The sequence below is a fragment of the Nonomuraea sp. NPDC003214 genome (genome assembly GCF_053590035.1).
Genome location: NZ_JBSFSX010000008.1, coordinates 75,252 through 98,410, shown reverse-complemented (window position 1 = coordinate 98,410; position 23,159 = coordinate 75,252). Strand labels below are relative to the sequence as shown.

General features: G+C 70.1%; 25 protein-coding genes and 1 tRNA gene. 12 read left to right on the top strand and 14 right to left on the bottom strand.

From position 1 onward, the window contains the following. Positions 1 to 350 precede the first annotated feature (350 nt). On the bottom strand, positions 351 to 1,574 hold the full coding sequence (locus tag ACWDXC_RS25325) for an XRE family transcriptional regulator (RefSeq protein ID WP_449986008.1): 1,224 nt from the start codon (positions 1,572 to 1,574) through the stop codon (positions 351 to 353). Positions 1,575 to 1,679: 105 nt separating this feature from the next. Here ACWDXC_RS25325 and ACWDXC_RS25320 point away from each other — a divergent pair, with 105 nt between their 5' ends. Both ACWDXC_RS25320 and ACWDXC_RS25315 read left to right on the top strand, forming a co-directional pair. After that, a complete protein-coding gene (locus tag ACWDXC_RS25320; RefSeq protein ID WP_449986005.1) occupies positions 1,680 to 1,940 on the top strand; it encodes a hypothetical protein in 261 nt (86 codons plus the stop codon). Positions 1,941 to 1,946: 6 nt separating this feature from the next. Then, positions 1,947 to 2,165: a hypothetical protein gene (locus ACWDXC_RS25315; RefSeq protein WP_449986003.1), complete on the top strand. Its 219-nt coding sequence runs from the start codon at positions 1,947 to 1,949 to the stop codon at positions 2,163 to 2,165. Here ACWDXC_RS25315 and ACWDXC_RS25310 read toward each other — a convergent pair. The 3 genes from ACWDXC_RS25310 to ACWDXC_RS25300 all read right to left on the bottom strand — a co-directional run bounded on the left by ACWDXC_RS25310 (position 2,162) and on the right by ACWDXC_RS25300 (position 4,078). Beyond that, the gene (locus ACWDXC_RS25310) at positions 2,162 to 2,941 is read right to left on the bottom strand and encodes a hypothetical protein (RefSeq protein WP_449986000.1); all 780 of its coding nucleotides are present in this window, start codon (positions 2,939 to 2,941) and stop codon (positions 2,162 to 2,164) included. The genes ACWDXC_RS25315 and ACWDXC_RS25310 overlap by 4 nt on opposite strands. 108 nt (positions 2,942 to 3,049) lie before the next feature. Further along, positions 3,050 to 3,123: transfer RNA gene (locus tag ACWDXC_RS25305), tRNA-Pro, on the bottom strand. Between the two features lie 61 nt (positions 3,124 to 3,184). Continuing rightward, positions 3,185 to 4,078 carry a metallophosphoesterase gene (locus ACWDXC_RS25300; protein ID WP_219499360.1) on the bottom strand — a complete coding sequence of 298 codons (894 nt, stop codon included), beginning with the start codon at positions 4,076 to 4,078 and terminating at the stop codon, positions 3,185 to 3,187. A gap of 59 nt (positions 4,079 to 4,137) precedes the next feature. Between ACWDXC_RS25300 and ACWDXC_RS25295 the strand changes: the two genes are divergently transcribed. Continuing rightward, positions 4,138 to 4,593: a GatB/YqeY domain-containing protein gene (locus tag ACWDXC_RS25295; protein WP_449985997.1), complete on the top strand. Its 456-nt coding sequence runs from the start codon at positions 4,138 to 4,140 to the stop codon at positions 4,591 to 4,593. Positions 4,594 to 4,633: 40 nt separating this feature from the next. On the opposite strand, the gene ACWDXC_RS25290 is transcribed toward ACWDXC_RS25295, so the two are convergent. After that, on the bottom strand, positions 4,634 to 6,901 hold the full coding sequence (locus ACWDXC_RS25290) for a transglycosylase domain-containing protein (protein WP_449985994.1): 2,268 nt from the start codon (positions 6,899 to 6,901) through the stop codon (positions 4,634 to 4,636). A gap of 241 nt (positions 6,902 to 7,142) precedes the next feature. Between ACWDXC_RS25290 and ACWDXC_RS25285 the strand changes: the two genes are divergently transcribed. Next, positions 7,143 to 7,439 (top strand): WhiB family transcriptional regulator, encoded by a 297-nt coding sequence (locus ACWDXC_RS25285; protein WP_020542548.1) that lies wholly within the window; start codon positions 7,143 to 7,145, stop codon positions 7,437 to 7,439. A gap of 36 nt (positions 7,440 to 7,475) precedes the next feature. Here the strand turns inward: ACWDXC_RS25285 and ACWDXC_RS25280 are convergent, their stop codons facing one another. Beyond that, a complete protein-coding gene (locus ACWDXC_RS25280; RefSeq protein ID WP_357584767.1) occupies positions 7,476 to 8,603 on the bottom strand; it encodes an ArsA family ATPase in 1,128 nt (375 codons plus the stop codon). Next, the gene (locus tag ACWDXC_RS25275) at positions 8,600 to 9,601 is read right to left on the bottom strand and encodes an ArsA-related P-loop ATPase (RefSeq protein WP_364167983.1); all 1,002 of its coding nucleotides are present in this window, start codon (positions 9,599 to 9,601) and stop codon (positions 8,600 to 8,602) included. The genes ACWDXC_RS25280 and ACWDXC_RS25275 overlap by 4 nt, the downstream gene beginning before the upstream one ends. Positions 9,602 to 9,679: 78 nt before the next feature. Between ACWDXC_RS25275 and ACWDXC_RS25270 the strand changes: the two genes are divergently transcribed. From ACWDXC_RS25270 to ACWDXC_RS25255, 4 genes are read left to right on the top strand one after another with little or no spacing between them, the layout of a single operon-like run. Beyond that, positions 9,680 to 9,835: a DUF4177 domain-containing protein gene (locus tag ACWDXC_RS25270; RefSeq protein WP_156325316.1), complete on the top strand. Its 156-nt coding sequence runs from the start codon at positions 9,680 to 9,682 to the stop codon at positions 9,833 to 9,835. Beyond that, a complete protein-coding gene (locus tag ACWDXC_RS25265; protein ID WP_219499383.1) occupies positions 9,832 to 10,290 on the top strand; it encodes a RidA family protein in 459 nt (152 codons plus the stop codon). Before ACWDXC_RS25270 ends, ACWDXC_RS25265 begins: the two co-directional genes overlap by 4 nt. 48 nt (positions 10,291 to 10,338) lie before the next feature. Continuing rightward, a complete protein-coding gene (locus ACWDXC_RS25260) occupies positions 10,339 to 11,154 on the top strand; it encodes an NUDIX hydrolase (protein WP_449985988.1) in 816 nt (271 codons plus the stop codon). Beyond that, entirely contained in the window at positions 11,151 to 11,942 is a 792-nt protein-coding gene (locus ACWDXC_RS25255; protein ID WP_357584761.1) for an MBL fold metallo-hydrolase, read from the top strand. The genes ACWDXC_RS25260 and ACWDXC_RS25255 overlap by 4 nt, the downstream gene beginning before the upstream one ends. On the opposite strand, the gene ACWDXC_RS25250 is transcribed toward ACWDXC_RS25255, so the two are convergent. Continuing rightward, positions 11,924 to 12,655, bottom strand: a complete 732-nt coding sequence (locus ACWDXC_RS25250) for a Crp/Fnr family transcriptional regulator (protein ID WP_219499392.1) — start codon at positions 12,653 to 12,655, stop codon at positions 11,924 to 11,926. The two genes, ACWDXC_RS25255 and ACWDXC_RS25250, sit on opposite strands and share 19 nt — an antisense overlap. 161 nt (positions 12,656 to 12,816) lie before the next feature. Between ACWDXC_RS25250 and nth the strand changes: the two genes are divergently transcribed. Continuing rightward, positions 12,817 to 13,572, top strand: coding sequence for an endonuclease III (nth, locus tag ACWDXC_RS25245; protein WP_375072602.1), 756 nt, complete (start codon positions 12,817 to 12,819; stop codon positions 13,570 to 13,572). A 38-nt stretch (positions 13,573 to 13,610) separates the two neighbouring features. Continuing rightward, positions 13,611 to 14,258 carry an NUDIX hydrolase gene (locus ACWDXC_RS25240; protein WP_449985984.1) on the top strand — a complete coding sequence of 216 codons (648 nt, stop codon included), beginning with the start codon at positions 13,611 to 13,613 and terminating at the stop codon, positions 14,256 to 14,258. Here the strand turns inward: ACWDXC_RS25240 and ACWDXC_RS25235 are convergent. Then, positions 14,235 to 14,741: a HEAT repeat domain-containing protein gene (locus ACWDXC_RS25235; protein WP_219499397.1), complete on the bottom strand. Its 507-nt coding sequence runs from the start codon at positions 14,739 to 14,741 to the stop codon at positions 14,235 to 14,237. The two genes, ACWDXC_RS25240 and ACWDXC_RS25235, sit on opposite strands and share 24 nt — an antisense overlap. Positions 14,742 to 14,823: 82 nt before the next feature. Here ACWDXC_RS25235 and ACWDXC_RS25230 point away from each other — a divergent pair, with 82 nt between their 5' ends. Continuing rightward, a complete protein-coding gene (locus ACWDXC_RS25230; RefSeq protein ID WP_219499400.1) occupies positions 14,824 to 16,014 on the top strand; it encodes a MarP family serine protease in 1,191 nt (396 codons plus the stop codon). 57 nt (positions 16,015 to 16,071) lie between these two features. On the opposite strand, the gene ACWDXC_RS25225 is transcribed toward ACWDXC_RS25230, so the two are convergent. From ACWDXC_RS25225 to acs, 5 genes are all read right to left on the bottom strand, one after another. After that, entirely contained in the window at positions 16,072 to 16,518 is a 447-nt protein-coding gene (locus ACWDXC_RS25225; protein WP_219499406.1) for a DUF309 domain-containing protein, read from the bottom strand. Continuing rightward, positions 16,515 to 17,432 (bottom strand): alpha/beta fold hydrolase, encoded by a 918-nt coding sequence (locus ACWDXC_RS25220; protein ID WP_219499407.1) that lies wholly within the window; start codon positions 17,430 to 17,432, stop codon positions 16,515 to 16,517. The genes ACWDXC_RS25225 and ACWDXC_RS25220 overlap by 4 nt, the downstream gene beginning before the upstream one ends. Next, positions 17,422 to 17,835: a phage holin family protein gene (locus tag ACWDXC_RS25215; RefSeq protein ID WP_219499409.1), complete on the bottom strand. Its 414-nt coding sequence runs from the start codon at positions 17,833 to 17,835 to the stop codon at positions 17,422 to 17,424. Before ACWDXC_RS25215 ends, ACWDXC_RS25220 begins: the two co-directional genes overlap by 11 nt. Positions 17,836 to 17,866: 31 nt before the next feature. Further along, on the bottom strand, positions 17,867 to 19,057 hold the full coding sequence (gene nhaA, locus ACWDXC_RS25210; protein ID WP_449985979.1) for a Na+/H+ antiporter NhaA: 1,191 nt from the start codon (positions 19,055 to 19,057) through the stop codon (positions 17,867 to 17,869). Between the two features lie 151 nt (positions 19,058 to 19,208). Then, positions 19,209 to 21,182, bottom strand: a complete 1,974-nt coding sequence (gene acs, locus ACWDXC_RS25205) for an acetate--CoA ligase (RefSeq protein WP_449985976.1) — start codon at positions 21,180 to 21,182, stop codon at positions 19,209 to 19,211. A 242-nt stretch (positions 21,183 to 21,424) separates the two neighbouring features. Between acs and ACWDXC_RS25200 the strand changes: the two genes are divergently transcribed. Next, on the top strand, positions 21,425 to 22,201 hold the full coding sequence (locus tag ACWDXC_RS25200) for an oxidoreductase (protein ID WP_449985974.1): 777 nt from the start codon (positions 21,425 to 21,427) through the stop codon (positions 22,199 to 22,201). The last annotated feature ends 958 nt before the right edge of the window (positions 22,202 to 23,159 follow it).

Sequence of the window (23,159 nt, the reverse complement as noted above, 5' to 3'; positions counted from 1 at the left end):
GTGGATGCTTGCGGCAGATTTCTCGTCTCCTTCGAACATGAGATCGATGATCGTCGTAGCTGATGGAATGTTGTGTACCGGATAACCGAAACGCCATCCGAACCTTTGTTCGCAGTCCGGCGAAGGTATGCAGGACACGTGGGCCAGCTGTCGCGAAACGGGAGGCCCTAGTGAGACGAGCCGTAGGGTTCACCGTCGCGCGAGTGCTGAAACACCCGGGGGCCGGTCCAGCGTTTCCACTGGTACCGGGGACAGCTCGCACAGTACTGTCCCCGGTCTGTCCCCGATGGATCTGTGGATATCCGAACTTCGAGAGGGATGAGTGACAGCGGGGACAGTAGGGACACTGACTACGGCTTCGAGCCCGCCAAGGACTCTTGGATCGCCTCAGCGCCGGGTGCGCCTGCCATGGCCAGGTCATGGGCGATGCGGTGGAGTTCCGTCACGGCGTAGGCGTTGAGCGCAGCGGCGCCCGGAGCGACATCCAGAGCTGTGGCCACTGCGGCTTCGGCGTCGCCTTGAACGGCCTGGGCGCGTGCGAGGCAGGCTCCGAACCAGGCTCTGTCGCGGCGGTAATGATCGGGCAGGGCGGATAGGCCGCGTTCGAGATAGTCAGCCGCGCGGCGGCCGTCGTCAAGCTCCAGCTCGGCCATGCCGCGTTGCATGAGGAACCAGCCCTCGTCGTAGAAGTACATCCAGGCTGGTTCATCTTCAGGGTGCTCGGCCGCCGTGCGGATGAGGTGCTCGGCTTCGGCCAGTCGGGTACGGGCTTGGTTGGCTTCGCCCAGTTGGGCGTGGCCTCGGCCGGCCATCTGGGCGGCCATTCCCTGCACGCCATAAGTCGTTCGGCCATCGTGCCAGCGGGAAGCCTCGGCCAGACGCACGCATCGAGGTGCGTCACCCAGGCTCCATGCCTGGTGGGCGCGCATGTTCAGGGTGGTGGAGGCGAGGCAGGCGTCTCCGGCTTCGACGGCCCAGGCGTGGGAGCGGTCGTACCAGGCCAGGGCGGCGGCGTGCTGGCGGGAGTCCTGGCACATCCAGGCGATGAACTGGGCGTACTGGGCCAGCACCGCAACCGTGCGGTCGGCGAGTGGGCCTCGGGCGCCTCGGGCCAGGTCGGCGACGGTGGCCAACTGGGCATGGACGAGAGGCAGCAAGGGGCGGCTGCCGATAGTGTCCTCGACGCGGCGGTGCTCGGCCAGGCAGTGTTCCAGCCATTGCACTGTCGGCAGATCGACGCGGCTGGGCTGCTCAATGGCACGCGTGATGCGCTCATACAGATCCGCATCGGGTGCCAGCGAGGGCAGCGCCAGAGCAGGAACCGGCGCGGTGGTTGTACCGAAGAGCTGGTCCTCCGTGGCGTCGAAGGCAGCGCAGTACAGGTGGGTGTAGAAGGCGTCCGGCCGATGCGCGCCGGTCTCATGGCCCCTGATGCGTCGGATCAGGCTGTCCACCTCGGGCAACGTCTTATCCGACACGCGGACCAGCTCGTGCGCCAGGTCACGCTGTGACCAACCGCGCATCTTGCGGGCCGCGAGCAGGCGGGCGGCCCAGACAGGAGAAGGCTCGTTCATCCGTCACACCTCCGAGGGGAGAGGAGCGGACACGGGGGCGGACATCTCAGGTCGCCTCCCGGTGTCCTCTGTTGAGCTGTTACCGCCTGTAGCTGGGATGTATGCATGTTCGGCAACAGCGACGGCTTCTACGCATGGACGGCCAGCGACGAGTCCGGCCGGGGCGCTTGTGGCATCACGGGCAAGCCAGAGCGGGCGGCAGCTTTGCTGAGCCGGACGCTTGGCTTGCTGGCTCCGGGAGCTATGGGCACGGTCCGCCTGGTGCGCTTGGACCGGCTGGCGCAGCATCCCTCCTACATCTACGGCCCGACCGTGCTGCGCCTGCGGCGTACGGCTCACGCCCCGACGCCCGTCACGGGCGAGTGAACCGGCATGCAGAAGTGGGAGCCGTACGTGCAGCACGGCGGCACACTGCGGGTGCAGGAGACTTTGTGCTGCGGCGAGTACGAGTGGTGCTGTGAAGGCGGCCAGTACCTCATCCTGCGCCACAACGGCGAGATCTACGAGGCCACAGCCCGAGGCCGGTACGCGAACGCCCGCACGGTCTGGGAAGCCCTCACACGCGATCATCGGCACACCTCTCGGCGCTAGAGCGACGGCAGGTCCACCAGCTCAGGCTGCGACAGAACACGCCGTTCTGCGGGAAAGAGCCGGTAGACCTCATCGCGAATCGCCTCGTCTCGTACGCGGGAGACGAACTCCTCCGGAGTGCCTCCGCACAGACGGCGCAGCTCCGGAGAGTCGTCCAGAAGGCCCTGAATCAGCGTGGGCTGATCGACCAGGCGTCGGGCCTGCCCGTTCCCGTCCGTCAGGCAGCCGTGCCGACCGACGTAGACGAAGCACGGGGGCAGCCGTACACCCGACTCCAGAACGACGGGGTGACGCTCGGCAGGCATACGGCGACGCCAGTAGTTGGGCTCGGTGACATCCAGCGTCGCCAGCTCCCGCTCATCGAGCCAGAGCACGAACAGCCGCGAGATCTCCCCCCGCACCTCCACCGGCACAGCCGGCACGTACCCCCACCGGTTCACATGCGCTGAAGCACCAGGCGCGATGCCCGCCACATCGGCCAGCGTCATGGGGATCACCGGCCGGATCGCGTGGCTGACGAACTTGCGCCGCATCTGGCTGGGCGAGGCGTTCGACCCCACCGCCACCACCGGATGGCGATCGGCCATGGGCGAGCACTCCAGCCGCGCCAGGAGCTTCCCCAGCGTCTCGTCCCCGGCCTGCCAGTCCTCGGCTGGAGCCCCGTCGACGGCCTGGAGGGGCAGGTATGCGTCGTCCACCAGCACGCCGGAGGTGGCGGGAAGGCGGCCCGGATAGGTCAGCGGGCGCGCCATGGGGTCGTCATGGAAGAGGAGCACTTCCTGGAACCTGTGGTTAGTGCTCACAAGTCACGCAGTTGGTCACTCAGGAGACAGAAGAGGCCGCTTCCGAGCTTCGGAAGCGGCCTTCTACCTGCGGAAATACTGTCGGGGTGGCGGGATTTGAACCCACGACCTCTTCGTCCCGAACGAAGCGCGCTGCCAAGCTGCGCTACACCCCGGTGCACGCCGTCTTGCTCGTGCCTGGGAAAGTCTAGCCGACTTCGGGCGTGCTTGTGACCGTCACCGTCGGGGAACCAGCGTGAGCAGCGACGCCTCCGGGAAGCACGCGAACCGGACGGGGGCGTACGGGCTGGTCCCGAGGCCGGCGGAGACGTGGAGCCAGGCGGAGTCGTGGCGGCTGAGGCCCTTGACGCGGGCGCGGTCGATGCCGCAGTTGGTGACGAGGGCGCCGTAGAAGGGGACGCAGAGCTGGCCGCCGTGGGTGTGGCCGGCGAGCAGGAGCTGGTAGCCGTCGGCGGCGAAGGCGGTCATGTTGCGCGGCTCGGGGGAGTGCATGACGCCGAGGCGCAGGTCGGCGTCCGCGGGGGCGGGGCCGGCGACGAGGTCGTAGCGGTCGCGGGAGATGTGGGAGTCGTGGATGCCGGCCACGGCGACGTCGAGGTCGCCGACCTTGAGGCGGGCGGTGGTGTTGTTCATGTCGAGCCAGCCTTCGGCGGCCATGCCGGCGCCGAGCTCTTCCCAGGGGAGGTTGGGGATGTGCTGGCGGCGCTCGTTGCGGGAGGTGCGCCACAGGTAGCGGGCCGGGTTCTTCGGCTGGGGGGCGTAGAGGTCGTTGGAGCCGTACACGAACAGGCCGGGCCGGGCGAGCAGCGGCTCCAGGGCGTGCAGGAGCGACGGGACGGCGTCGGGGTGGGCGATGGAGTCGCCGGTGTTGACGACGAGGTCGGGCTCCAGCGAGCCGAGGGAGCGCACCCAGTTGATCAGCATGGTGCGGCGGGGCGTCAGGTGGAGGTCGGACAGGTGCAGGATGCGCACCGGCCGCTGGCCGGGGGCGAGCACCGGCACGTCGAAGCGCCGCAGCCGGAACGAGTTGCGCTCCACGACCGAGGCGTATCCGAGCCCGGCCAGGCCGAGGCCGAGCACTGACAGGGGCACCGCGACTGCTTTCCTCACCTCTTCATGATGCCCGACATCCGGCACGGGGCGTTCGCGCACGCGGCAAGATGGACCGCATGAGCGCATTGAAGGACAAGCTGAAGGCCGATCTGACGGCCTCGATGAAGGCCCGGGACGAGGTTCGGCTCCGGACCATTCGGATGGCACTGGCCGCGGTGAACGTGGAGGAGGTCGCCGGCCACGAGGCCAGGGAGCTCTCCGACGCGGAGATCGTCAAGGTGCTGACCCGTGAGGCGAAGAAGCGGCGGGAGGCGGCGGAGGCTTTCGGCAACGCCGGGCGCGCCGAGCAGGCGCAGGCGGAGCTGGACGAGCAGGCGGTGCTGGAGGAGTATCTGCCGGCGCAGCTCTCCGACGAGGAGCTGGCCAGGCTGGTCGACGAGGCGGTGGCCGAGACCGGCGCGTCGGGGCCGCAGGCCATGGGCCAGGTCATGAAGGTCGTCAACCCGAAGGTGGCCGGGCGGGCCGAGGGCGGCCGGGTGGCCGCGGCCGTGCGGACGCGGCTGGCGTCCTGAGGGCTGTGGCGGGCCTCTGGCGGGGCCGGAGGCCCGCGGGCTAGTCGCGGGCGGGCAGGAGCGGGTTGTCGCTCCAGTCGCCGTTCTGGCCCCGGTCGTCGCCGTTGCCGTCGCCGCGCCGGTCGTCGAACCAGTCGGCCAGGTCGGACGGGTCGCCGACGTCGGGACCGCCTTCGTCGCCGTCGTCGCCCTTGTCCTTCTTCTTCTTGGGCTTGGGCGCGCACTCGTCGGTGCAGCCGCCGAAGCGTGACTGGTCGACGGGATGGAACTTGGCCGCTTCGACGCCCTTGAGCGCGGCCATCATCGAGTCCTTCCAGATCGGCCCGGAGATCGACGCGCCGTAGACGTACCCGTAGTACTGACCGCCGATGGTGACGCCGACGAGGTCGTGGGCGAAGGCGCCGCGCGGGTCGCCGAGGCTGACGGCGGAGGCGAGGTTCGGGGTGTAGCCGGCGAACCAGGCGGCGGTGTAGCCGTCGGTGGTGCCGGTCTTGCCGGCGGCGTCACGGCCGATGCCGCCGACGCCGGTCATGGTGCCCTTGGTGAAGACGCCTTCCAGCACGGCGCTGACGGCGTCGGCCACCTCCTCGTCCATGACCTGCGAGCACTTGGGCTTGAACCGCATGACCTTGCCGTAGCGGTCCTTGACCTCGGTGACGGCGAGCGGCTGGCAGTACTTGCCGCGCGCGCCGAAGACGGCGTAGGAGTTGGCCACGGTGACCGGGTCGACCTCGTTGATGCCGAGCGTGAAGGTCTCGAACTCGCGCAGGTCGTCGCCGTCGGCCCGCTTGAGCCCGAGGCGCTTGGACAGCTTGACCACCTTGCAGAGGCCGACTTCCTGCTCCAGCCGCATGAAGAACGTGTTGACCGAGCCCCAGGTGCCGGTCTGCAGGGTCTTGAAGCCGCCGCCGCCCTCGCTGGAGTTGCGCACCTCGTGGCTGGGGTCGCCGACGTTCTTGCCCTTGCAGTTCTTGAACGCGCTGTAGCCGGAGGCGGTGTAGCCGGCGGGGGAGGGGAAGCCGTCGTTGAACTTCAGCCCCTCTTCGAGCGCCGTGGCCAGCGTGTAGGCCTTGGCGGTGGAGCCCTGCTGGAAGCCGGGGCCGCCGCCGTGTGCCATGTCGGCGACGAGGTTGTAGCTGATCTCGTTCTTCTTCTTGTTGTTGCCGTACTTGCGGGAGGCGGCCATGGCCTTGATCTCGCCGGTGCCCGGGACGATCATCGCCTGGGCGGCGACGGGCTTGTCCTTGGGGCTCACGTACTTCTTGATCGCCTTTTCGGACGCCTTCTGCATCTTCGGGTCGATCGTGGTCTTGATGGTCAGGCCGCCGCGCTGGAGGAGCTTGAGCCGGTCCTTGGCGGTCTTGCCGAAGTCGGCGTTGAGCAGGATCTCGTTCTGCACGTAGAGGCAGAAGTACGGGTATTCGCTCTCCTCGCACCCGCCGGGGAACGGGATGTCCTTCCAGCCGAGTTTCTTGGCCTTGGCGTCGGCGGCCTCGGCCTTGGTGATGGTGCCGATCTCGGCCATCCGGTCGAGCACCACGTTGCGCCGCTCCAGCAGCAGCGCCCGTGACTTGGGGCCGACGTTGGGGTCGGTCCTGGCGGGGTTCTGGACGGCGCCGGCGAGCGTGGCGGCCTGGGCCAGGGTGAGCTTGGAGGCGGGCTTGTCGAAGAAGCGCTTGGCGGCTGCCTGGATGCCGTGGGCTCCGGCGCCGAAGTAGGCGATGTTCAGGTAGCGCTCGAGGATCTGGTCCTTGGTGTACTTCTTCTCGATCGCCATCGCGTAGCGCAGTTCGGCCAGTTTGCGGGAGATCGTCGGGGCGATGGCCGCCGCCTGCTCCTCGGGCGTCTCGGCCGAGTTGACCAGCACCTGCTTCACGTACTGCTGTGTGATCGAAGAACCGCCCTGCGTCACGCCGCCGGTGGTAAGGTTCTTGATCAGCGCCCGGGTGGTGCCCTCGATGTCGATCGGTCCGTGCTGGTAGAAGCGGAAGTCCTCGATCGCGATCAGGGCCTTCTGCATGATGGGCGCGACCTTGTCGAGGGTCACCGACTGGCGGTTCTCGAAGTAGAACTGCGCGATCTGGTCGCCGTTGGCGTCGAGCAGCACCGTGCGCTCGGACAGCGGCGGTTCGGCCAGGTCCTCGGGCTTGAGGTCGAGCATCTCCATGCCGCTCTTGGCGGAGACGCCCGCGCCGCCGACCGCGGGCAGCGCCACGGCTGCCGCCAGCACGCCTGCGGCCGACCCAGCTGCGATCAGCTTGATGACGTTCAGGATCGGCGAGGAACGATCTTTGCCCTGAGCTTGCACAGTACCAAGGGTACGTCGAAAGGGTGACCTTATCGGTAACACGCCTGCATTTCGCCTTGACTGACGGGGGTGACTAGTCATTCCCGGTCAAGACTCCAGCGAGAATTTGGTCCTCTGGGGTCTGTCGGCCCGAAGGTCTTCTTGCGTACGTTCTCCCTGCGGCAACTGAATACGGAGGCTCGGCGCCCGCGCCCGTCGGCCCCAACTGACGACTGACCACCTAAGGGGAGTGGGGTCGAAAATGTGGATCACGGATTGGACCTCCCGTGCCGCCTGTAAAGGTGCGGATCCTGACGCTCTGTTCGTCCAGGGAGCCGCCCAGAACAGGGCGAAGCTCATCTGCCGAGGATGCCCTGTCCGTACCGAATGCCTCGCCGATGCGCTCGACAACCGCATCGAGTTCGGGGTGTGGGGCGGTATGACCGAGCGGGAGCGGCGAGCGCTGCTTCGGCGGCGACCGGACGTCGACTCGTGGCGCGAGCTGCTCGAGTCGGCCAAAGAAGAGTACGAGCGGACCAACGAGCTGATCGCCGGCTGAGCCGGCCCGAGAGCGCGGCCGACCCCGGCCGTGCTCTCAGCCGTTCGCCAGGAGCTCTCCGACGCGTCGCAGGCCATCCAGGTCGTGCACGTCCTCGGTCATGGCCGCCACCTTGGCGATGGGCACCGTGGGATGGGCGCTGACGAAGTGGTCCTGCTCCCGGTGCTCGCGAGCGGCGAGCTGCATCCGGCCCGTGTGTAGCCGCAACACGGCCGCGGTCAGCTCGTGCTCGCCCCGCGATTCCAGGTCTTCGGCCGCGGCGGCGCTTCTCACCCCCGAGAGCGTCGCCGCCGGCGATTCGTGGACCCGGTTGACGACCAGGCCGGCGAGCGGCATCCGCTCCTCGGCCAGCCGCTCGACGAAGTAGGAAGCCTCGCGCATCGCGTCGCGCTCCGGCGCGGCGACCACGATGAAGGCGGTGCCGGGAGCCTGGAGCAGCTTGTACGTCTGGTCGGCGCGCTGCCTGAAGCCGCCGAACACCGCGTCCAGGGCCGACACGAACGTCTGCAGGTCCTTGATCACCTGCGCGCCCAGCAGCTTGGTCATGGCTCCGGCGACGATCCCGAACCCGGCGTTGAGCAGCTTGAACGCGCTGCGCCCGCCGGCCTTGGCGGGTGCGGTGAGCAGCTTGATGAACCTGCCGTCGAGGAAGCGGCCGAGCCGTTCCGGCGCGTCGAGGAAGTCGAGCGCCGAGCGTGACGGCGGCGTGTCGACGATGATCAGGTCCCACTCGTCGGAGCGGCGGAGCTGGCCCAGCTTCTCCATCGCCATGTACTCCTGGGTGCCGGAGAAGCTGGACGACAGCGACTGGTAGAAGGGGTTCGACAGGATCTGGCGGGCCCGTTCGGGATCGGCGTGCGCCTCGATGATCTCGTCGAACGTGCGCTTCATGTCGAGCATCATCGCGTAGAGCTGGCCGCCGTCCTCGCTCTCGGTGACCAGGCGCGGGGTGTTGTCGAGCTCGGTGAGGCCCATCGACTGGGCCAGGCGGCGGGCCGGGTCGACGGTGAGCACGACGGCGCACCTGCCGCGTTCGGCGGCGCGCAGGCCCAGCGCGGCGGCCGTGGTGGTCTTGCCGACGCCGCCCGAGCCGCAGCAGACGATGATCCGGGTGCCCCGGTCGTCGAGGATGGCGTCGATGTCGAGGGTGGCGGGCTTCTTCACGCTGCTCCCTGCTTGCGGATGCTCTCGGCCAGCTCGTACAGCCCTGCCAGGTCCACCCCGTCGGTGAGCAGCGGCAGCTCGTAGCGCGGCAGCGTGGAGGCGGCCAGCGATTCGCGTTCGGCGCGTTCGAGGTCGGTGCGGCGGGCGTGCTCGACGACCTCTTCGGCGAGCGCCTCGGCCAGGGCGCCGGCGTCGGCCCCGTCGGCGAGCCCGGCGGCCTTGAGGCCGAGCGTGAGCTCTCCGGCGTCGAATCCGCCCTTGACAGCCCTGTCAAGGGCGGCCTGCGGGAGGAGGGATTCGCGCACCATGTTGATGAAGATGCCACCGGTGGGCAGTCCCGCGCCGGCGAGTTCGGCGATTCCGTCGAGTGTTTCCTGGACGGGCATCTCTTCCAGCAGCGTCACGAAATGCACTGCCGTTTCCGGACTTTTCACGACGCCGTGGACGAGGTCGGAGTGGCTCTTGATCGGGCCCACCTTGGCCAGCCCGGCGACCTCCTGGGTGACGTTCAGGAACCGCGTGATGCGGCCCGTGGGCGGCGCGTCGAGCACCACGGCGTCGTAGACCCGCTTGCCGTCGCGCCCGCGCCGGCGCACGGCCTCGGTGGTCTTGCCGGTGACCAGCACGTCCCGGAAGCCGGGGGCCACGGTGGTGGCGAAGTCGACGAGACCCATCTTGGTCAGCGCGCGACCCGCCCGGCGCATCCCGTAGAACATCTCCATGTATTCGAGCATGGCGTCTTCGGGGTCGATGGCCAGCGCGAACACGTCACCGCCCGAGGGCGCCACGGCGATCCGGCGCTCCTCGTACGGCAGCGGCGGCAGGTCGAAGATCTGCGCGATGCCCTGGCGGCCCTCCACCTCCACGAGCAGCACCTTGCGGCCGCCTGCGGCGAGGGCGAGGGCGAGGGCCGCGGCGACCGTCGTCTTGCCCGTGCCGCCCTTGCCGGTGACGACGTGCAGTCGCACGCCGTCCCAGTCCGTGTCCGGAGAGTCCACGACTTCGAGGCTACCGAACGGTCACTTGTCGAAAGCCCGCGACCACCGTTTGAGATTGCTCACACTACGCTGAGCCCCATGAAGAAATGGGAGTACCTCACCGCCCCGGTGCTGATACACAACACCAAGATGATCCTCGACAACTTCGGCGCCGACGGCTGGGAGCTGGTCCAGATCGTGCAGGGCGCGACGCCCGAGCAGCTGGTCGCGTACTTCAAGAGGGAGAAGGCATGAGTCCCGAGCAGAAGATCGAGGAGCTGGGCCTGACGCTCCCCGAGGTCGTGGCCCCGCTGGCGGCCTACGTGCCGACCGTGCGCACCGGTCAGCTCGTCTACACCTCGGGCCAGGTCCCGATGGTCGAGGGCAAGCTGCACCAGACCGGCAAGCTGGGCGCCGACCTGGGCGTCGACGAGGGCCGCGAGCAGGCCCGCATCTGCGCGCTCAACGCCGTCGCCGCGCTCAAGGCCGAGGTCGGCGAGCTGTCGCGGGTGAAGCGGATCGTCAAGGCCGTGGTCTTCGTGGCCAGCGCGCCCGACTTCACCCAGCAGCCGCAGGTGGCCAACGGCGCGAGCGAGCTGCTGGCCGAGATCTTCGGCGAGGCCGGCAAGCACGCGCGCAGCGCCGTCGGCGTGGCCGCGCTGCCCCTCGACGCTCCGGTGGAAGTGGAGCTGATCGCGGAGGTGTCCTGAAGGTCCGATATGTCACCATGACCGAGTGATGTTCTAGAAGGAGGTCATGTGGCTGGACTTCGGCTCCCCGACGAGCTCGCCGAGCGGGCACGGGGCATCATCGCCGGGCAGGTCGACCCGGCCCCGGCGCGGGACGCCGCCACGGTGGCGATCCTGCGCCCGGGCCGGCCCGACGGCGTCCAGGCCTACCTGCTGCGCCGCAAGGCCACGATGGCCTTCGCCGCCGGGGCGTACGTCTTCCCCGGCGGCTCCGTCGATCCGCGCGACACCGACCAGGCCGTGGCCTGGGCCGGGCCGTCGCCCGCCGAGTGGGGGCGGATCTTCGGAGCCGGCGAGGCGGTGGCCAGGGGGCTGGTGTGCGCCGCCGTGCGGGAGACGTTCGAGGAGTCGGGCGTGCTGCTCGCGGGCGCCGGGCCCGATGCGGTGGTCGCCGACACGACCGGCGACGGGTGGGAGGCCGACCGGCTGGCGCTCATCGACCGCAGCCTGTCCTTCGCCGACTTCCTCGACCGGCGCGGTCTGGTGCTCCGCTCCGACCTGCTCAAGCCGTGGGCGCACTGGATCACGCCGGAGGTCGAGACCCGGCGCTTCGACACGCGCTTCTTCGTCGCCGTGCTCCCGGAGGGCCAGCGCACCCGCGACGTAGGCGGCGAGGCGGACCAGGTGGTCTGGCAGCGCCCCGCCGACGCGGTCGCGCTGGCCGACCGGGGAGAGATCTTCCTGATGCCGCCCACCCGCCAGACGCTCGCCGAGCTGGCCGGGCACGACGGCGTGGAGTCGGTGCTGGCCGAGAAGCGGGAGATCGTCACGATCATGCCGAAGGTCGTGGAGGTCGACGGCGAGTGGCGGCTGGTGACCGGATGAGCGGCCTGCACATCCCGATCGGCGGCCCCGACGGATCCCGTACGGACCACGCCGAGAACCTGCTCGCGCCCAACCCGTCGGCGATGACGCTCGACGGCACCAACACGTGGGTCATCGGCGGCCAGGACGAGGTCGTGGTCGTCGACCCGGGCCCCGGCGACGAGGGCCACCTGCTGCGCGTCCGCGACCACCTGGGCGGGCGCCGGGTACGGGAGATCCTGCTCACCCACGGCCATTTCGACCACAGCGGCGGCGCCCGGCGCTTCGCCGAGCTCGTCAGGGCTCCCGTACGCGCCCTCGACCCCCGCCACAGGCTGGGCGAGGAGGGCCTGGCCGACGGCGACGTGGTGACCGTGGCCGGGCTGGAGATCCACGTGTACGGGACGCCGGGGCACTCGTTCGACTCGCTGTGCTTCTGGCTGCCGGCCGACCGGGCGATGCTGACCGGCGACACCGTGCTGGGCCGGGGCACCACGATCATCGCGGGCGACGGCGGGCTGGCCGACTACCTGCGCAGCCTCGACCGGCTCAGGGCGGTGGCGGAGAGCCTGGAGGCGCGGGCGCTGCTGCCGGGCCACGGGCCGGTGCTGCCCGACCCGATCGGCGCGCTCGACGGCTACATCGCGCACCGGCGCGAGCGCCTGGACCAGATCAGGCAGGCGCGGGAGCAGGGCGCGCGCACGCCGAGGGAGATCGTGAAGATCGTGTACGCGAACGTCGACCGGTCGCTGTGGCCCGCCGCCGAGCTGTCGGTGCGGGCCCAGCTCGACTATCTGGAGCGGTTGTAGAGCCGGTCCATGTCGAGGATCACCACGGCCTTGGCCTCGATGCGCAGCCAGCCGCGCTGCGCGAAGTCGGCCAGCGCCTTGTTGACCGTCTCACGTGAGGCGCCGACGAGCTGGGCCAGCTCCTCCTGCGTGAGGTCGTGGTGGACGCGCAGGCCGTCGTCGGTCTTGGTGCCGAACCGCTCGGCCAGGTCGAGGAGCTGCTTGGCCACCCGGCCGGGCACGTCGGTGAAGACCAGGTCGGCCAGCACGTCGTTGGTGCGCCGCAGCCGCTGGGCGAGCGCGCGCAGCAGGTGGAGCGCCACCTCGGGGCGGCCGGTCAGCCAGGGCCGCAGGTCGTCGTGGCCGAGCCCGGCCAGCCGGACGTCGGTCAGCGCGGTCGCGGTGGCGGTGCGCGGGCGCGGGTCGAACAGCGACAGCTCGCCGAACATCTCGCTCGGGCCGAGCACGCTCAGCAGGTTCTCGCGCCCGTCGGGGGAGGTGCGGGACAGCTTGATCTTGCCGTCGAGGACGACATAGAGCCGGTCGCCCGTCTCGTTCTCGTGGAAGAGCGTCTGCCCCTTGGACAGCTGCACCTCGGTGATGCTCGTCCGCAACGCCGCTGCGCTCTCGCGGTCGAGCGCGGCGAACAGAGGGGCTTTGCCCAGCACTTCTTCCGTGTTCACGCGTCCTCCTCTGCTGCCATTGTGACTCACCCCACTGCATGCGGCACACATAGGTTACTCGTACCCTTTCGTGCGCCTGACCTTCGGCTGCATTCAGGCACAGACGCGGGCTTATCCCCAAAAGAGGGGATCTATCACCATCGTCAGCTCTCCCGAGCCCGTCCTGGGCGTACCGGCACGCGGCGGTGCCGCGGAGACATACCCTTTCCGGCATGGCGACGAATGTGGCGGGTGCCCGCAGACGCAGGCCCGAGACACGACTGGGCCTGGTGCGCAGGGCCCGCCGGATGAACCGGATCCTCGCCGAGACCTACCCCGACGCCCACTGCGAGCTCGACTTCGACAACCCCTTCCAGCTCCTGGTCGCCACCGTGCTGTCGGCGCAGACCACCGACGTGCGGGTCAACCTGACGACGCCCGCGCTGTTCGCCAAGTACCCGACGGCCGACGACCTGGCGGCGGCCGACCCGGAGGACCTGGAGGCGATCATCAAGCCGACCGGCTTCTACCGGGCGAAGGCGCGTTCGCTGCTCGGGCTCTCGGCCGGGCTGCGCGACAGGTTCGGCGGCAAGGTGCCGAAGAAGCTCGACGACCTCGTCACGCTGCCCGGTGTGGGCCGCAAGACGGCCAACGTGGTGCTCGGCAACGCCGTCGACCCCGAGACCGGCGAGCCGTTCGGGGTGCCGGGGCTCACCGTCGACACCCACTTCCAGCGGCTGGTCAGGCGGTTCGGCTGGACCGAGGAGACCGACCCGGTCAAGATCGAGCACGTCGTGGGCGAGCTGATCCCCAAGCGGGAGTGGACGGTCTTCTCCCACCGGATCATCTGGCACGGCCGCCGCATCTGCATCGCCCGCCGCCCGGCCTGCGGCGTCTGCCCGCTCGCCGCGCTCTGCCCCTCCTACGGCACCGGCCCCACCAGCGCCGAGGAGGCCCAGAAGCTCGTCCGGCCCGGCCCGTTCTCCTGACCGGGAAGTCCCCGGAGGCTCGGTGTGTTGGAGGTTGCGTGACCCACGTCCCCGAATGGCTGGACCGCCTCGCGGCCAAGGCCGCACGCACCCCTGTGCCCGAGCGGATGCGCCCGCCGGGCGCGGGCGGGCGTGAGGCGGCGGTGCTGATGCTGTTCGGCGAGGGCCCGCTCGGCCCCGACGTGCTGCTCATCCAGCGCAGCATGCGCGGGCGCAGGCACGCGGGCCAGCCGGCCTTCCCCGGCGGCGGCGTCGACCCCGGCGACGGCGGCCCGGTCGGCGCGGCCCTGCGCGAGGCCGAGGAGGAGACCGGGCTCGACCCGCGCGGCGTGCGCGTGCTGTGCACGATGCCCGAGCTCTACCTGTCCCACAGCGACAACCGGGTGACCCCGGTGCTCGGCTGGTGGCACACCCCGTCGGCGGTGCACGCCGCCTCGCCCGACGAGGTCGACTCCGTCGAGCGGGTGCCCGTCGCCGAGTTGGTCGACCCGGGCAACCGGCTCACGATGCGGCTCTCGCAGGGGATCGCCGGCCCGGCGTTCCGGGTGCGCGGGATGCTCGTGTGGGGGTTCACCGCGGTGGTGCTCGACTCGGTGCTGCGCGTGGGCGGCCTGGAGCGGCCGTGGGACGCGACGCGCGTGGAGGACATCCCGCCGGAGGTGCTAAACCTCACGGCCCGTGGTTAGGGCGAAGCCGAGCGCGGCCCAGCCCGCCACGTCGGCGTCGCTGTCGGCGGTCAGCCGGCGCAGCGTGTCGAGCCCGGTCCGGTCCGGCGGGTCGCCCAGCACGTGCTGGAGCGCGTAGGCCGCGCCGTACCTGACGCGCGGGTCGTGGTGCCCGGCCAGGTCGATCACCGACGGCAGCGAGCGCGGGTCCGCCAGGTGGCCGAACGCGATCAGCACCGAGTAGAGCACCATGACGTCGTCCTCGCCCGCCGCCAGGAAGCGCAGCACGGGCAGCGTGCGGTCCACGTACGCGGCGAGCATGCCGAGGATGTCGACGCCCAGCAGCCGCTCGGTGACGGAGTCGGCCGCGCACAGCCGCCGCGCCTCGATGAAGCACTCCAGGTCGCCCCGCTCCCGCAGGGCGGAGATCACCTGCCAGCGCACCTGCCCGTCGGGGTCGGGGTCGTCGAGAGCTGCGTCGATGAGATCTCTGACCGGCGGCATAGGGATCAAGGTAACCCGCAGGGTGACGCCGTCCTGGCGGAAGACGTGCACACTTGACCGTATCCCTGGTTAGCTTTGAAGGGTGCGCGGCGATCTGCTTGACCTCATATTGATTGGCCTCGTGATCGCCTTCGGCGTCTCGGGCTACCGGCAGGGCTTCATCATAGGCGTCACCAGCTTCGTCGGGTTCGTGGGCGGGGCGCTGCTCGGGGTGTTCATCGCGCCGCCGATCTCCAAGGCGATCGTCGACGGCGACACCCCGCAGGCGCTGCTCGCCATCGTGATCGTCTTCCTCGCCGCGACGATCGGGCAGTTCGCCTCCTCGACCATCGGGGCCGTGGTGCGCAGCCACGTCACCTGGGAGCCCGCCAGGGTCGCCGACGCGGTCGGCGGCACGTTCGCCAGCGCGCTGTCGGTGCTGGTCATCGCCTGGCTGATCGGGTCGCTGGTCGTCTCCACCTCCTTCACGCCGCTGGTCGACCAGGTGAGGCAGTCGCTGCTGCTCACCACCATCGACGACGCCATCCCGCAGTCGGCGCGCAACTGGCAGCAGCCGTTCAAGAAGCTCATCGACCGTTCGGAGTTCCCGCCGGTCTTCGACGCCATCGGGGCGGGCTCGTTCGTGGACGTGCCGCCGCCCGCGCAGAGCGTGCTGCAGGGCGAGCGCCTGGCACGCGCCCAGCGGGCCATCGTCAAGGTGCAGGGCAACGCCGAGAGCTGCAACAAGCACATCGAGGGCACCGGCTTCGTCTACGCCCGCGACCGGATCATGACCAACGCGCACGTGGTCGCCGGCGTCACGCGCGACCTCCAGGTGATCGACCACCGGTCGCGGCGGCACAAGGCGACCGTGGTGCGCTACAACCCGAGCCGCGACATCGCGGTCCTGTACGTGCCGGGGCTCAACCTGCCGCAGCTCGCCTTCGACGGCACCGCCGAGAAGGGCGACAACGCCATCATCGCCGGCTATCCCAAGGGCAAGGGCTTCACCGCCGAGGCGGCCCGCATCCGCAACCAGCTCGACGCCGAGGGGCCCGACATCTACCGCTCCTCCAACGTCACCCGGTCGGTCTACGCGGTGCGGGGCAAGGTGCTGCCGGGCAACTCCGGCGGGCCGCTGCTCACGGCCGACGGCCGGGTCTTCGGCGTGATCTTCGCGGCCGCGATCAGCCAGGAGGAGACCGGCTACGCGCTGACCGCCGCCGAGGTCAAGCCCGACGCCGACCAGGGCCGCACCGACACCTCGCCGGCCAACACCCAGAGCTGCGACTGATCCCTGCTCCCCGCCGGCCCCTCGCCACGCTCGCCCTGCTGGCCGGGCGTGCGGCGCTCACCGGCCCGGCAACGACTCCAGGATCAGGCTGACGGCCGCCGCCGGGTCGCTGTCGTGGCCCAGGCCCGACGCCGCCCGGCCCACCGCGTCGTACGGCTCGCCGAAGCCCTGCACGCGCGCCGCGCCCCGGGCGAACAGCGTCAGCGCACCCCGGCCGTTGCCCCGCTGCAGATGGGTCAGGCCCACGCAGATCTGCGCCAGCCCCTGCCACAGCTCGCGCTCCTCCTCAGGCGCGCACTTCCAGCGCCCCTCGAACACCTCGTGCGCGTTGAACGGCAGCCCCTCGGCCAGGAACCGGCGGCCGTCGGCCAGCGCCTGCTCCGTGCTCGGCGCGTAGTCGTCGGGCACCCGGGCCACGCCGGGCGAGCCGTAGGGGAGCGGCCTGCCGTACTCGTCGCGCGGCCTGGCGTTGCGCGGCCGGCCCTCGGGGTCGCGGTCTCTCATCGGTCGGGCTCCGGATCGGCCAGCCAGCCGAGCAACTCCGTGTCGAACACGTCGGGAATCTCCTCGTGGGGGAAGTGGCCCGCCCCTTCGAGCAGCCGCCACCGGTACGGGGCCGCCACGTAACGGCTCGACCCCTGCGCCGTCCGCGGCAGGATGCACCGGTCGAGCGCGCCGTGCAACTGCAGGGTGGGGGCCTCGATCTCGGTCCGCATGGCACGCGCGTAACGCAGGCCGTCGGGCCGCAGCTGCGAGCGGCCGAACCAGCGGTGATACTCCAGCGCGCAGTGGGCCACGGCCGGGATCCGGAACGCCTCGCGGTAGGTCCGCGAGACGTCGGCGTCGGGCCAGTTCGGCCCCGACCAGCCGTCGAGGAGGCTGCCGACCAGCGCCGCCTTCTTGCGGGTCAGCCTGCGCTCGGGCAGCAGCGGAAGCTGGAAGCCGAGCACCCGGCTCGACCTGAGCTGGCCGAACGGGTCGGTGAGCAGCGAGTTGCGCAGCCGCAGCGGATGCGGCGCCGACACCGTGACGAGCCGGCGCACGCACTTCGGGTCGAGCACCGCCATCGTCCAGGCCAGCAGCCCGCCCCAGTCGTGGCCGACGACGATCGCGCCGGTCTCGCCCAGCGCCCGGATCAGCCCGGTCGCGTCGGCGGCCAGCGTCGGCAGGTCGTAGCCGCGCGGCGGCTTGTCGCTGCCGCCGTAGCCGCGCAGGTCGACCGCGACGGCGCGGTAACCCGCGGCGGGCAGCGACGCCAACTGGTGCCGCCACGTCCACCAGAACTGCGGGAACCCGTGCAGAAGCAGCACCAGCGGCCCGTCACCGGCCTCCACGACGTGGAACCTGGTGCCGCCCGCGTGGACCGCCCGGTGCTTCCACGGCCCCTCGATCCGGACGACCGCCTCGTCAGGTGCCATCTCGGCTCCCCGCCGGCAGCTCCTCCGGTGAGGCGATCTCCTTCAGTCCCTTGAGCGATCTGGCGGTCCGCTTCATGCCGGCCAGGCCCTTGAGCCTGCGCACCCCGATGAACACCAGCAGCCCCGCCACGAGCAGGTAGAACACGGTCACGATGAGGAACGCCGCCCACTTGGGCAGCCACTGCTCCAGCACGTAGGCGATCGTGAACGAGGCGAGGATCAGGCACAGGTGTGCCATGAACGCGGCGGCCGCGAACAGCCCGCCCGCCATGCCCACCCGCTTGGCGTCGAACCGGAACTCGGCCTTGGCCAGCTCGATCTCGGATCGGACCAGGGTCGAGATGTGGTTGCTCGCCTGGGCGACCAGCGAGCCCAGGGATTCTTCCTCGGGAGTCTGCGGCATGAACGTCTCCTATCGAGGCCTGGTGGCCGTGTCAATCATCATCCAGTGCGCTGCGGCGCTCGCGCACCCGGGTGTGCAGCAGCACCGCTGCCAGGACGGAGGCGATGACGCTGGCCGCGAGGATCCCGGTGGTCACGGCGGTTGCCCGTTCCTGATCGGCACCATAGGCCAGATCGCCGATCAGCAGCGACACCGTGAACCCGATCCCGGCAAGCAACGACACCGCCGCCATGTCCCGCCAGCGCAGCTCCTGCGACAGCCTCGCCAGCCCCAGCCGCACTGCCAGCCAGGCACCGCCGAACACCCCCAGGAACTTGCCCACCACGAGCCCCGCAATCACTCCCAGAACTACCCGATCGGAGAACATAGCGCCGAGGCTCTCGGCGTCGAGCTTCACCCCTGCCGACACGAACGCGAACACCGGCACGGCCAGGCCCGCCGAGATCGGCCGGATGTAGTGGTCGGCGGCCTCGGCGGGGGAGCGCTCCTCGCTGTCGCGGGCGTGCACCCGGGTCAGCAGGCCGAGCGCGACCCCGGCGACGGTCGCGTGCACGCCGCTCTGCTCGACGGCGTACCAGGCGGCCACGGCCAGCGGCAGGTGGATCCAGGGCGTGCGTACGCCGCGCCGCTGCAGGACGCCGTACACGCCGATCAGCGCCGCTCCGGCCAGCAGCATGGGCAGGTCGAGATGGTCGGTGTAGAAGGCCGCGATGATGGTGATCGCGCCGAGGTCGTCCACCACGGCGCAGGTCAGCAGGAACGCGCGCAGCGCGGCGGGCATGGCGCTGGCCGTGACGGCGAGCACGGCGAGCGCGAAGGCGATGTCGGTGGCTGTGGGGATGGCCCAGCCCCGCCCCGCACCGGGAGCACCCCAGCTCACCAGCAGGTAGATCACGGCGGGGACGACCATGCCGGCCACGGCGGCGAGCACGGGCAGCGCGGCCTTGCGCGGGCTGGCCAGCTCGCCGTGGACGAACTCCTCCTTGACCTCCAGCCCGGCGACGAAGAAGAAGATCGTCAGCAGGCCGTGCTGGGCCCACTTGTAGATCTCCATGCCGGCGATCTCGGTCTTGACCAGGCCGGTGTAGGAGTCGAGGGAGACGTTGGCCCACACCAGCGCGGCGACCGTGGCGGCCAGCATGACGATGCCGCCCAGCGTCTCGGTGCGGAGCGCCTCGGTCAGGGTGCGGGCATAGCGGATGGTGGGTGTGAAAGGCCACATATCGGTGGCACGGCGCACGTGAAAGCCCTCTCGAAGGTCAGGTCAGGGGGAACGGCTCCCCATGACGCCGACCCGACTTCCCGGCACACCAGACACCCACCCTACCCGGCCACATGTCCCGAAATTTCAGGACATGTGGCCGTACGGGTGATTAGTCCTCAGACTTTGCGGACGGGAGCTTCTCCGAGATGAGGTTCATCACCGTGCTGTCGGCGAGCGTCGTGACGTCGCCGATGCTCCGGTTCTCCGCCACGTCACGCAGCAGCCGGCGCATGATCTTGCCCGAGCGGGTCTTCGGCAGCTCGGGCACCACCAGGATCTGGCGCGGCTTGGCGATCGGGCCGAGCGTCCTGGCCACGTGGTTGCGCAGCTCGGCGGCGATGTCGTCGTTCTCCTCGACGCTGCCGCGCAGGATCACGAACGACACGATGGCCTGGCCCGTCACCGGGTCGGTCGCGCCCACCACCGCGGCCTCGGCCACCTTCGGGTGGCTGACCAGCGCGCTCTCCACCTCGGTGGTGGAGATGTTGTGGCCCGAGACGAGCATGACGTCGTCGACGCGGCCCAGCAGCCACAGGTCGCCGTCCTCGTCCTTCTTGGCGCCGTCGCCGGGGAAGTACATCCCGTCGAACCGGCTCCAGTAGGTGTCGATGTAGCGCTGGTCGTCGCCCCAGATCGTGCGGAGCATGGCCGGCCACGGCTCACGTACGACCAGGAAGCCGCCACCGCCGTCGGGCACGCTGTTGCCCTGGTCGTCCACCACGTCGGCGCTGATGCCCGGCAGCGGGCGCATCGCCGCGCCCGGCTTGGCCGCGGTGACGCCCGGCAGCGGGCTGATCATGATCGCGCCCGTCTCCGTCTGCCACCACGTGTCGACGACCGGACAGCGGTTGCCGCCGATGTGCTCGCGGTACCACACGTACGCCTCGGGGTTGATCGGCTCGCCCACCGAGCCCAGCACGCGCAGGCTGGACATGTCGAACTTGGCGGGGATCTCGTCGCCCCACTTCATGAACGTCCGGATCGCCGTCGGCGCGGTGTAGAGGATCGTGACCTTGTACTTCTGGATGATCTCCCAGAACCGGCCGCGGTGCGGGGTGTCGGGCGTGCCCTCGTAGATCACGCTCGTCGCGCCGTTGGCGAGCGGACCGTACACGATGTAGGAGTGCCCGGTCACCCAGCCGATGTCGGCCGTGCACCAGTAGATGTCGGTCTCGGGCTTGAGGTCGAAGCAGGCGTCGTGGGTCCACGCCGTCTGCGTCAGGTAGCCGCCCGTCGTGTGCAGGATGCCCTTCGGCCTGCCGGTCGTGCCGCTGGTGTAGAGGATGTACAGCGGGTCCTCGGCGTCGTGCGGGACCGGCGTGTGCTGGTCGCTCTGACGGTCGACGACGTCGTGCCACCACTTGTCGCGCTCGTTGAACGCGATCTCCTCGCCGGTGCGGCGCACCACCAGGACGTTCTCCACCTGCGGGCACTCGGCCACGGCCTCGTCCACCGTCGGCTTGAGCGCCGACGGCGCGCCCCGGCGGTAGCCGCCGTCGGCGGTGACCACCAGCTTGGCGTCGGCGTCGTGGATACGGCTCTTCAGCGCCGCCGAGGAGAAACCGCCGAACACCACCGAGTGGATCGCGCCGATGCGCGCGCACGCCAGCATCGTGATCGGCAGCTCGGGGATCATCGGCAGGTAGACGGCCACCCGGTCGCCCTTGCCCACGCCCAGCTCCTGCAGCGCGTTGGCCGCCTTGGAGACCTCCCGCTGCAGGTCGGCGTAGGTCAGCGTGCGGGAGTCGCCCTCGGGCTCGCCCTCCCAGTGGTAGGCGACCTTGTCGCCGCGCCCCGCCTCGACGTGACGGTCGACGCAGTTGTACGCGACGTTGAGCTCGCCGCCGACGAACCATTTGGCGAACGGGGGCTCCCACTCCAGCGTGGTGTCCCACCGCTTGGCCCAGGTCAGCCGCTCGGCAGCACGCTCCCAGAACCCGAGGCGGTCGGCCGCCGCCTCGGCATAGGCGGCGGCGGTCACGTTAGCGGCCGCTGCCAGGTCGGCCGGTGGTGCGAACCGGCGGTTCTCCTGCAGCAGGTTGGACAGCGCCTGGGGCTCGTTGCCAGGGGTTTCCGGGGCCACCTCGTGCTCCTTCTATGGCCAGATTGGTTAGGTCGTGTCCCACTTCACCAGCTCACGCCCACCTACCACAAGAGGTCTAGACAGGTCCGTACCGTCGGATGGATTTTTATCTTCGCGCGTGACAATAGCAACTGAAACGTTGTCATCTCGAAATCCGTAAATTATGGAACGGGACACGGCCCAGGGTTTATGGGTCCCCCTCTTAGAACGACGCCCGGCGGCCACGGGTAGTGTCGGGTTCCGTGAGTGACCCATTGGCCGTCATCGCGGGGTTCCCCGGCGTGCCCGAAGCCGTCGACGCCGCCCGCCAGGCCGTCGACCGGCTCTACCGCCACCGCGTCCTGCGGCGGGCCAGCCCGGCGGTCTCCGCCGAGTCGTCGCTGCGCGGCGCCCGCGCCTCCGCCGCACTCGAAGGCGTGGACGTGCCGCTCGACGCCCTGCGCAAGGACGAGGTGCACGACCCCGTCGTCCAGGGCGCGCTGCGCGCCTCCGCCGAGCTCGGCCGCCTCGGCTCCACCTGGCGCACCGCCCCCCGGCAGGTCCTGGCCCGGCTGCACACCGTCGCCGCCGCAGGCCTCACCTCCGACGACCTCGGCCGCCCGCGCGCCGGCGACGACGCCCCCGACCCCCTCGGCCTCGGCCCCGCCCCGAGCGCCGCCGCTGCCGTCGTCCGGATGGACAGCCTCTTCGACCTGCTCGCGGGCCCCACCAAGGCCCCCGCGCTGGTGCTCGCCGCCGTCGTGCACGCCGAGCTCGCGGTCCTGCGCCCGTTCGGGTCGGCCGACGGCGTCGTCGCCCGCGCCGCCGAACGACTCACGCTCGTGGAGTACGGGCTCGACCCGAAATCCCTGGTCGCCGTCGAGGTGGGACACTTGGACCAGCCGTACGCCGAGGCCCTGCGCGCCTACCTGACCGGGACGCAGGAGGGGGTGTCGCAGTGGATACGGCAGTGTGCCTCCGCGGTCACCCTGGGCGTACGCGAGACGACCGCCGTCTGCGAGGCCATGCAGCGAGGCTGACATAGCTGACGGCGTCCCAGTCATGAGACGCCGTCTGCCGTGCATCACGCCGGGTTACCAAGCGTGCACCTGAATTCGTCGGATCGGGTCAAGCCCGTCTCGACACGCCTCCCGCGGCTGGTCGCGCGTGGGTGCCCGGCTGATGCACCCGGACAAGTGGTCCGTGACACCTTTGTACGTCGGATCCGCCCTGATGGGAAGCCCTCGGTCCAAGACCTTTACCCGGACCTGAGGCGCCCGGGGCGCCCTCGCCGGTCATCCCGCCTCGACCGTCCGGTTACCAAGCCGTGACGATCACTCTGAGTGATCTCCTTTATGTGATCGTTATGTCGTGGCGAAAAAACTTGGCGAAAATGCGAGATTGCTCCTCGACGAAACTCGAGTCCATCGGGCAGCATACGGTGGTATCACCAGAAACGTGCTCGGCTGTGCACGGGATTGGTTTCCAATGCCTTGCCATGCTCTGGTCAAGTGATGAAAGCTTTCTTCTGAAACGGGCCCGGCTCTACCCCCCCGGAGCCGGACCGGTACGGCGACCCCCGCTCTCCCCCCCGGCGGGGGTCGCCTCTTTTCCTCCCCATCCCCGCCCGGCCGGCGCGCTCTCACGCCCGGCCCGCCCGGCCCGTCCGCCGCGCCCGGCTTGCCTGTCGCGCCCGGCCCACCGGTCGTTCTCGGCCAGCCAGCCAGCCAGCCCCCGGCCCCCGGCTACCCGGAGCCCCCGGCTACCCCCGGCTGCTGGTTATCCCCAGGCTGTGCACCATCGTCGCCCGTTATCCCCAGAAGAACACAGACTACCTGTGGATACTCCGGGGAGATCGTTGTGGCCCTGGTCAGGGGGTTGACGTGTGTCTGACCTGCGGAAAGGCGGGGGTGGTGAGGGTGTGGTGTCTCACTGAGTCTCACGGGTGCTCGCCGGTGCTGACTGTTCGCGGGCCATACACGGGCCAAGCTTTCGGGG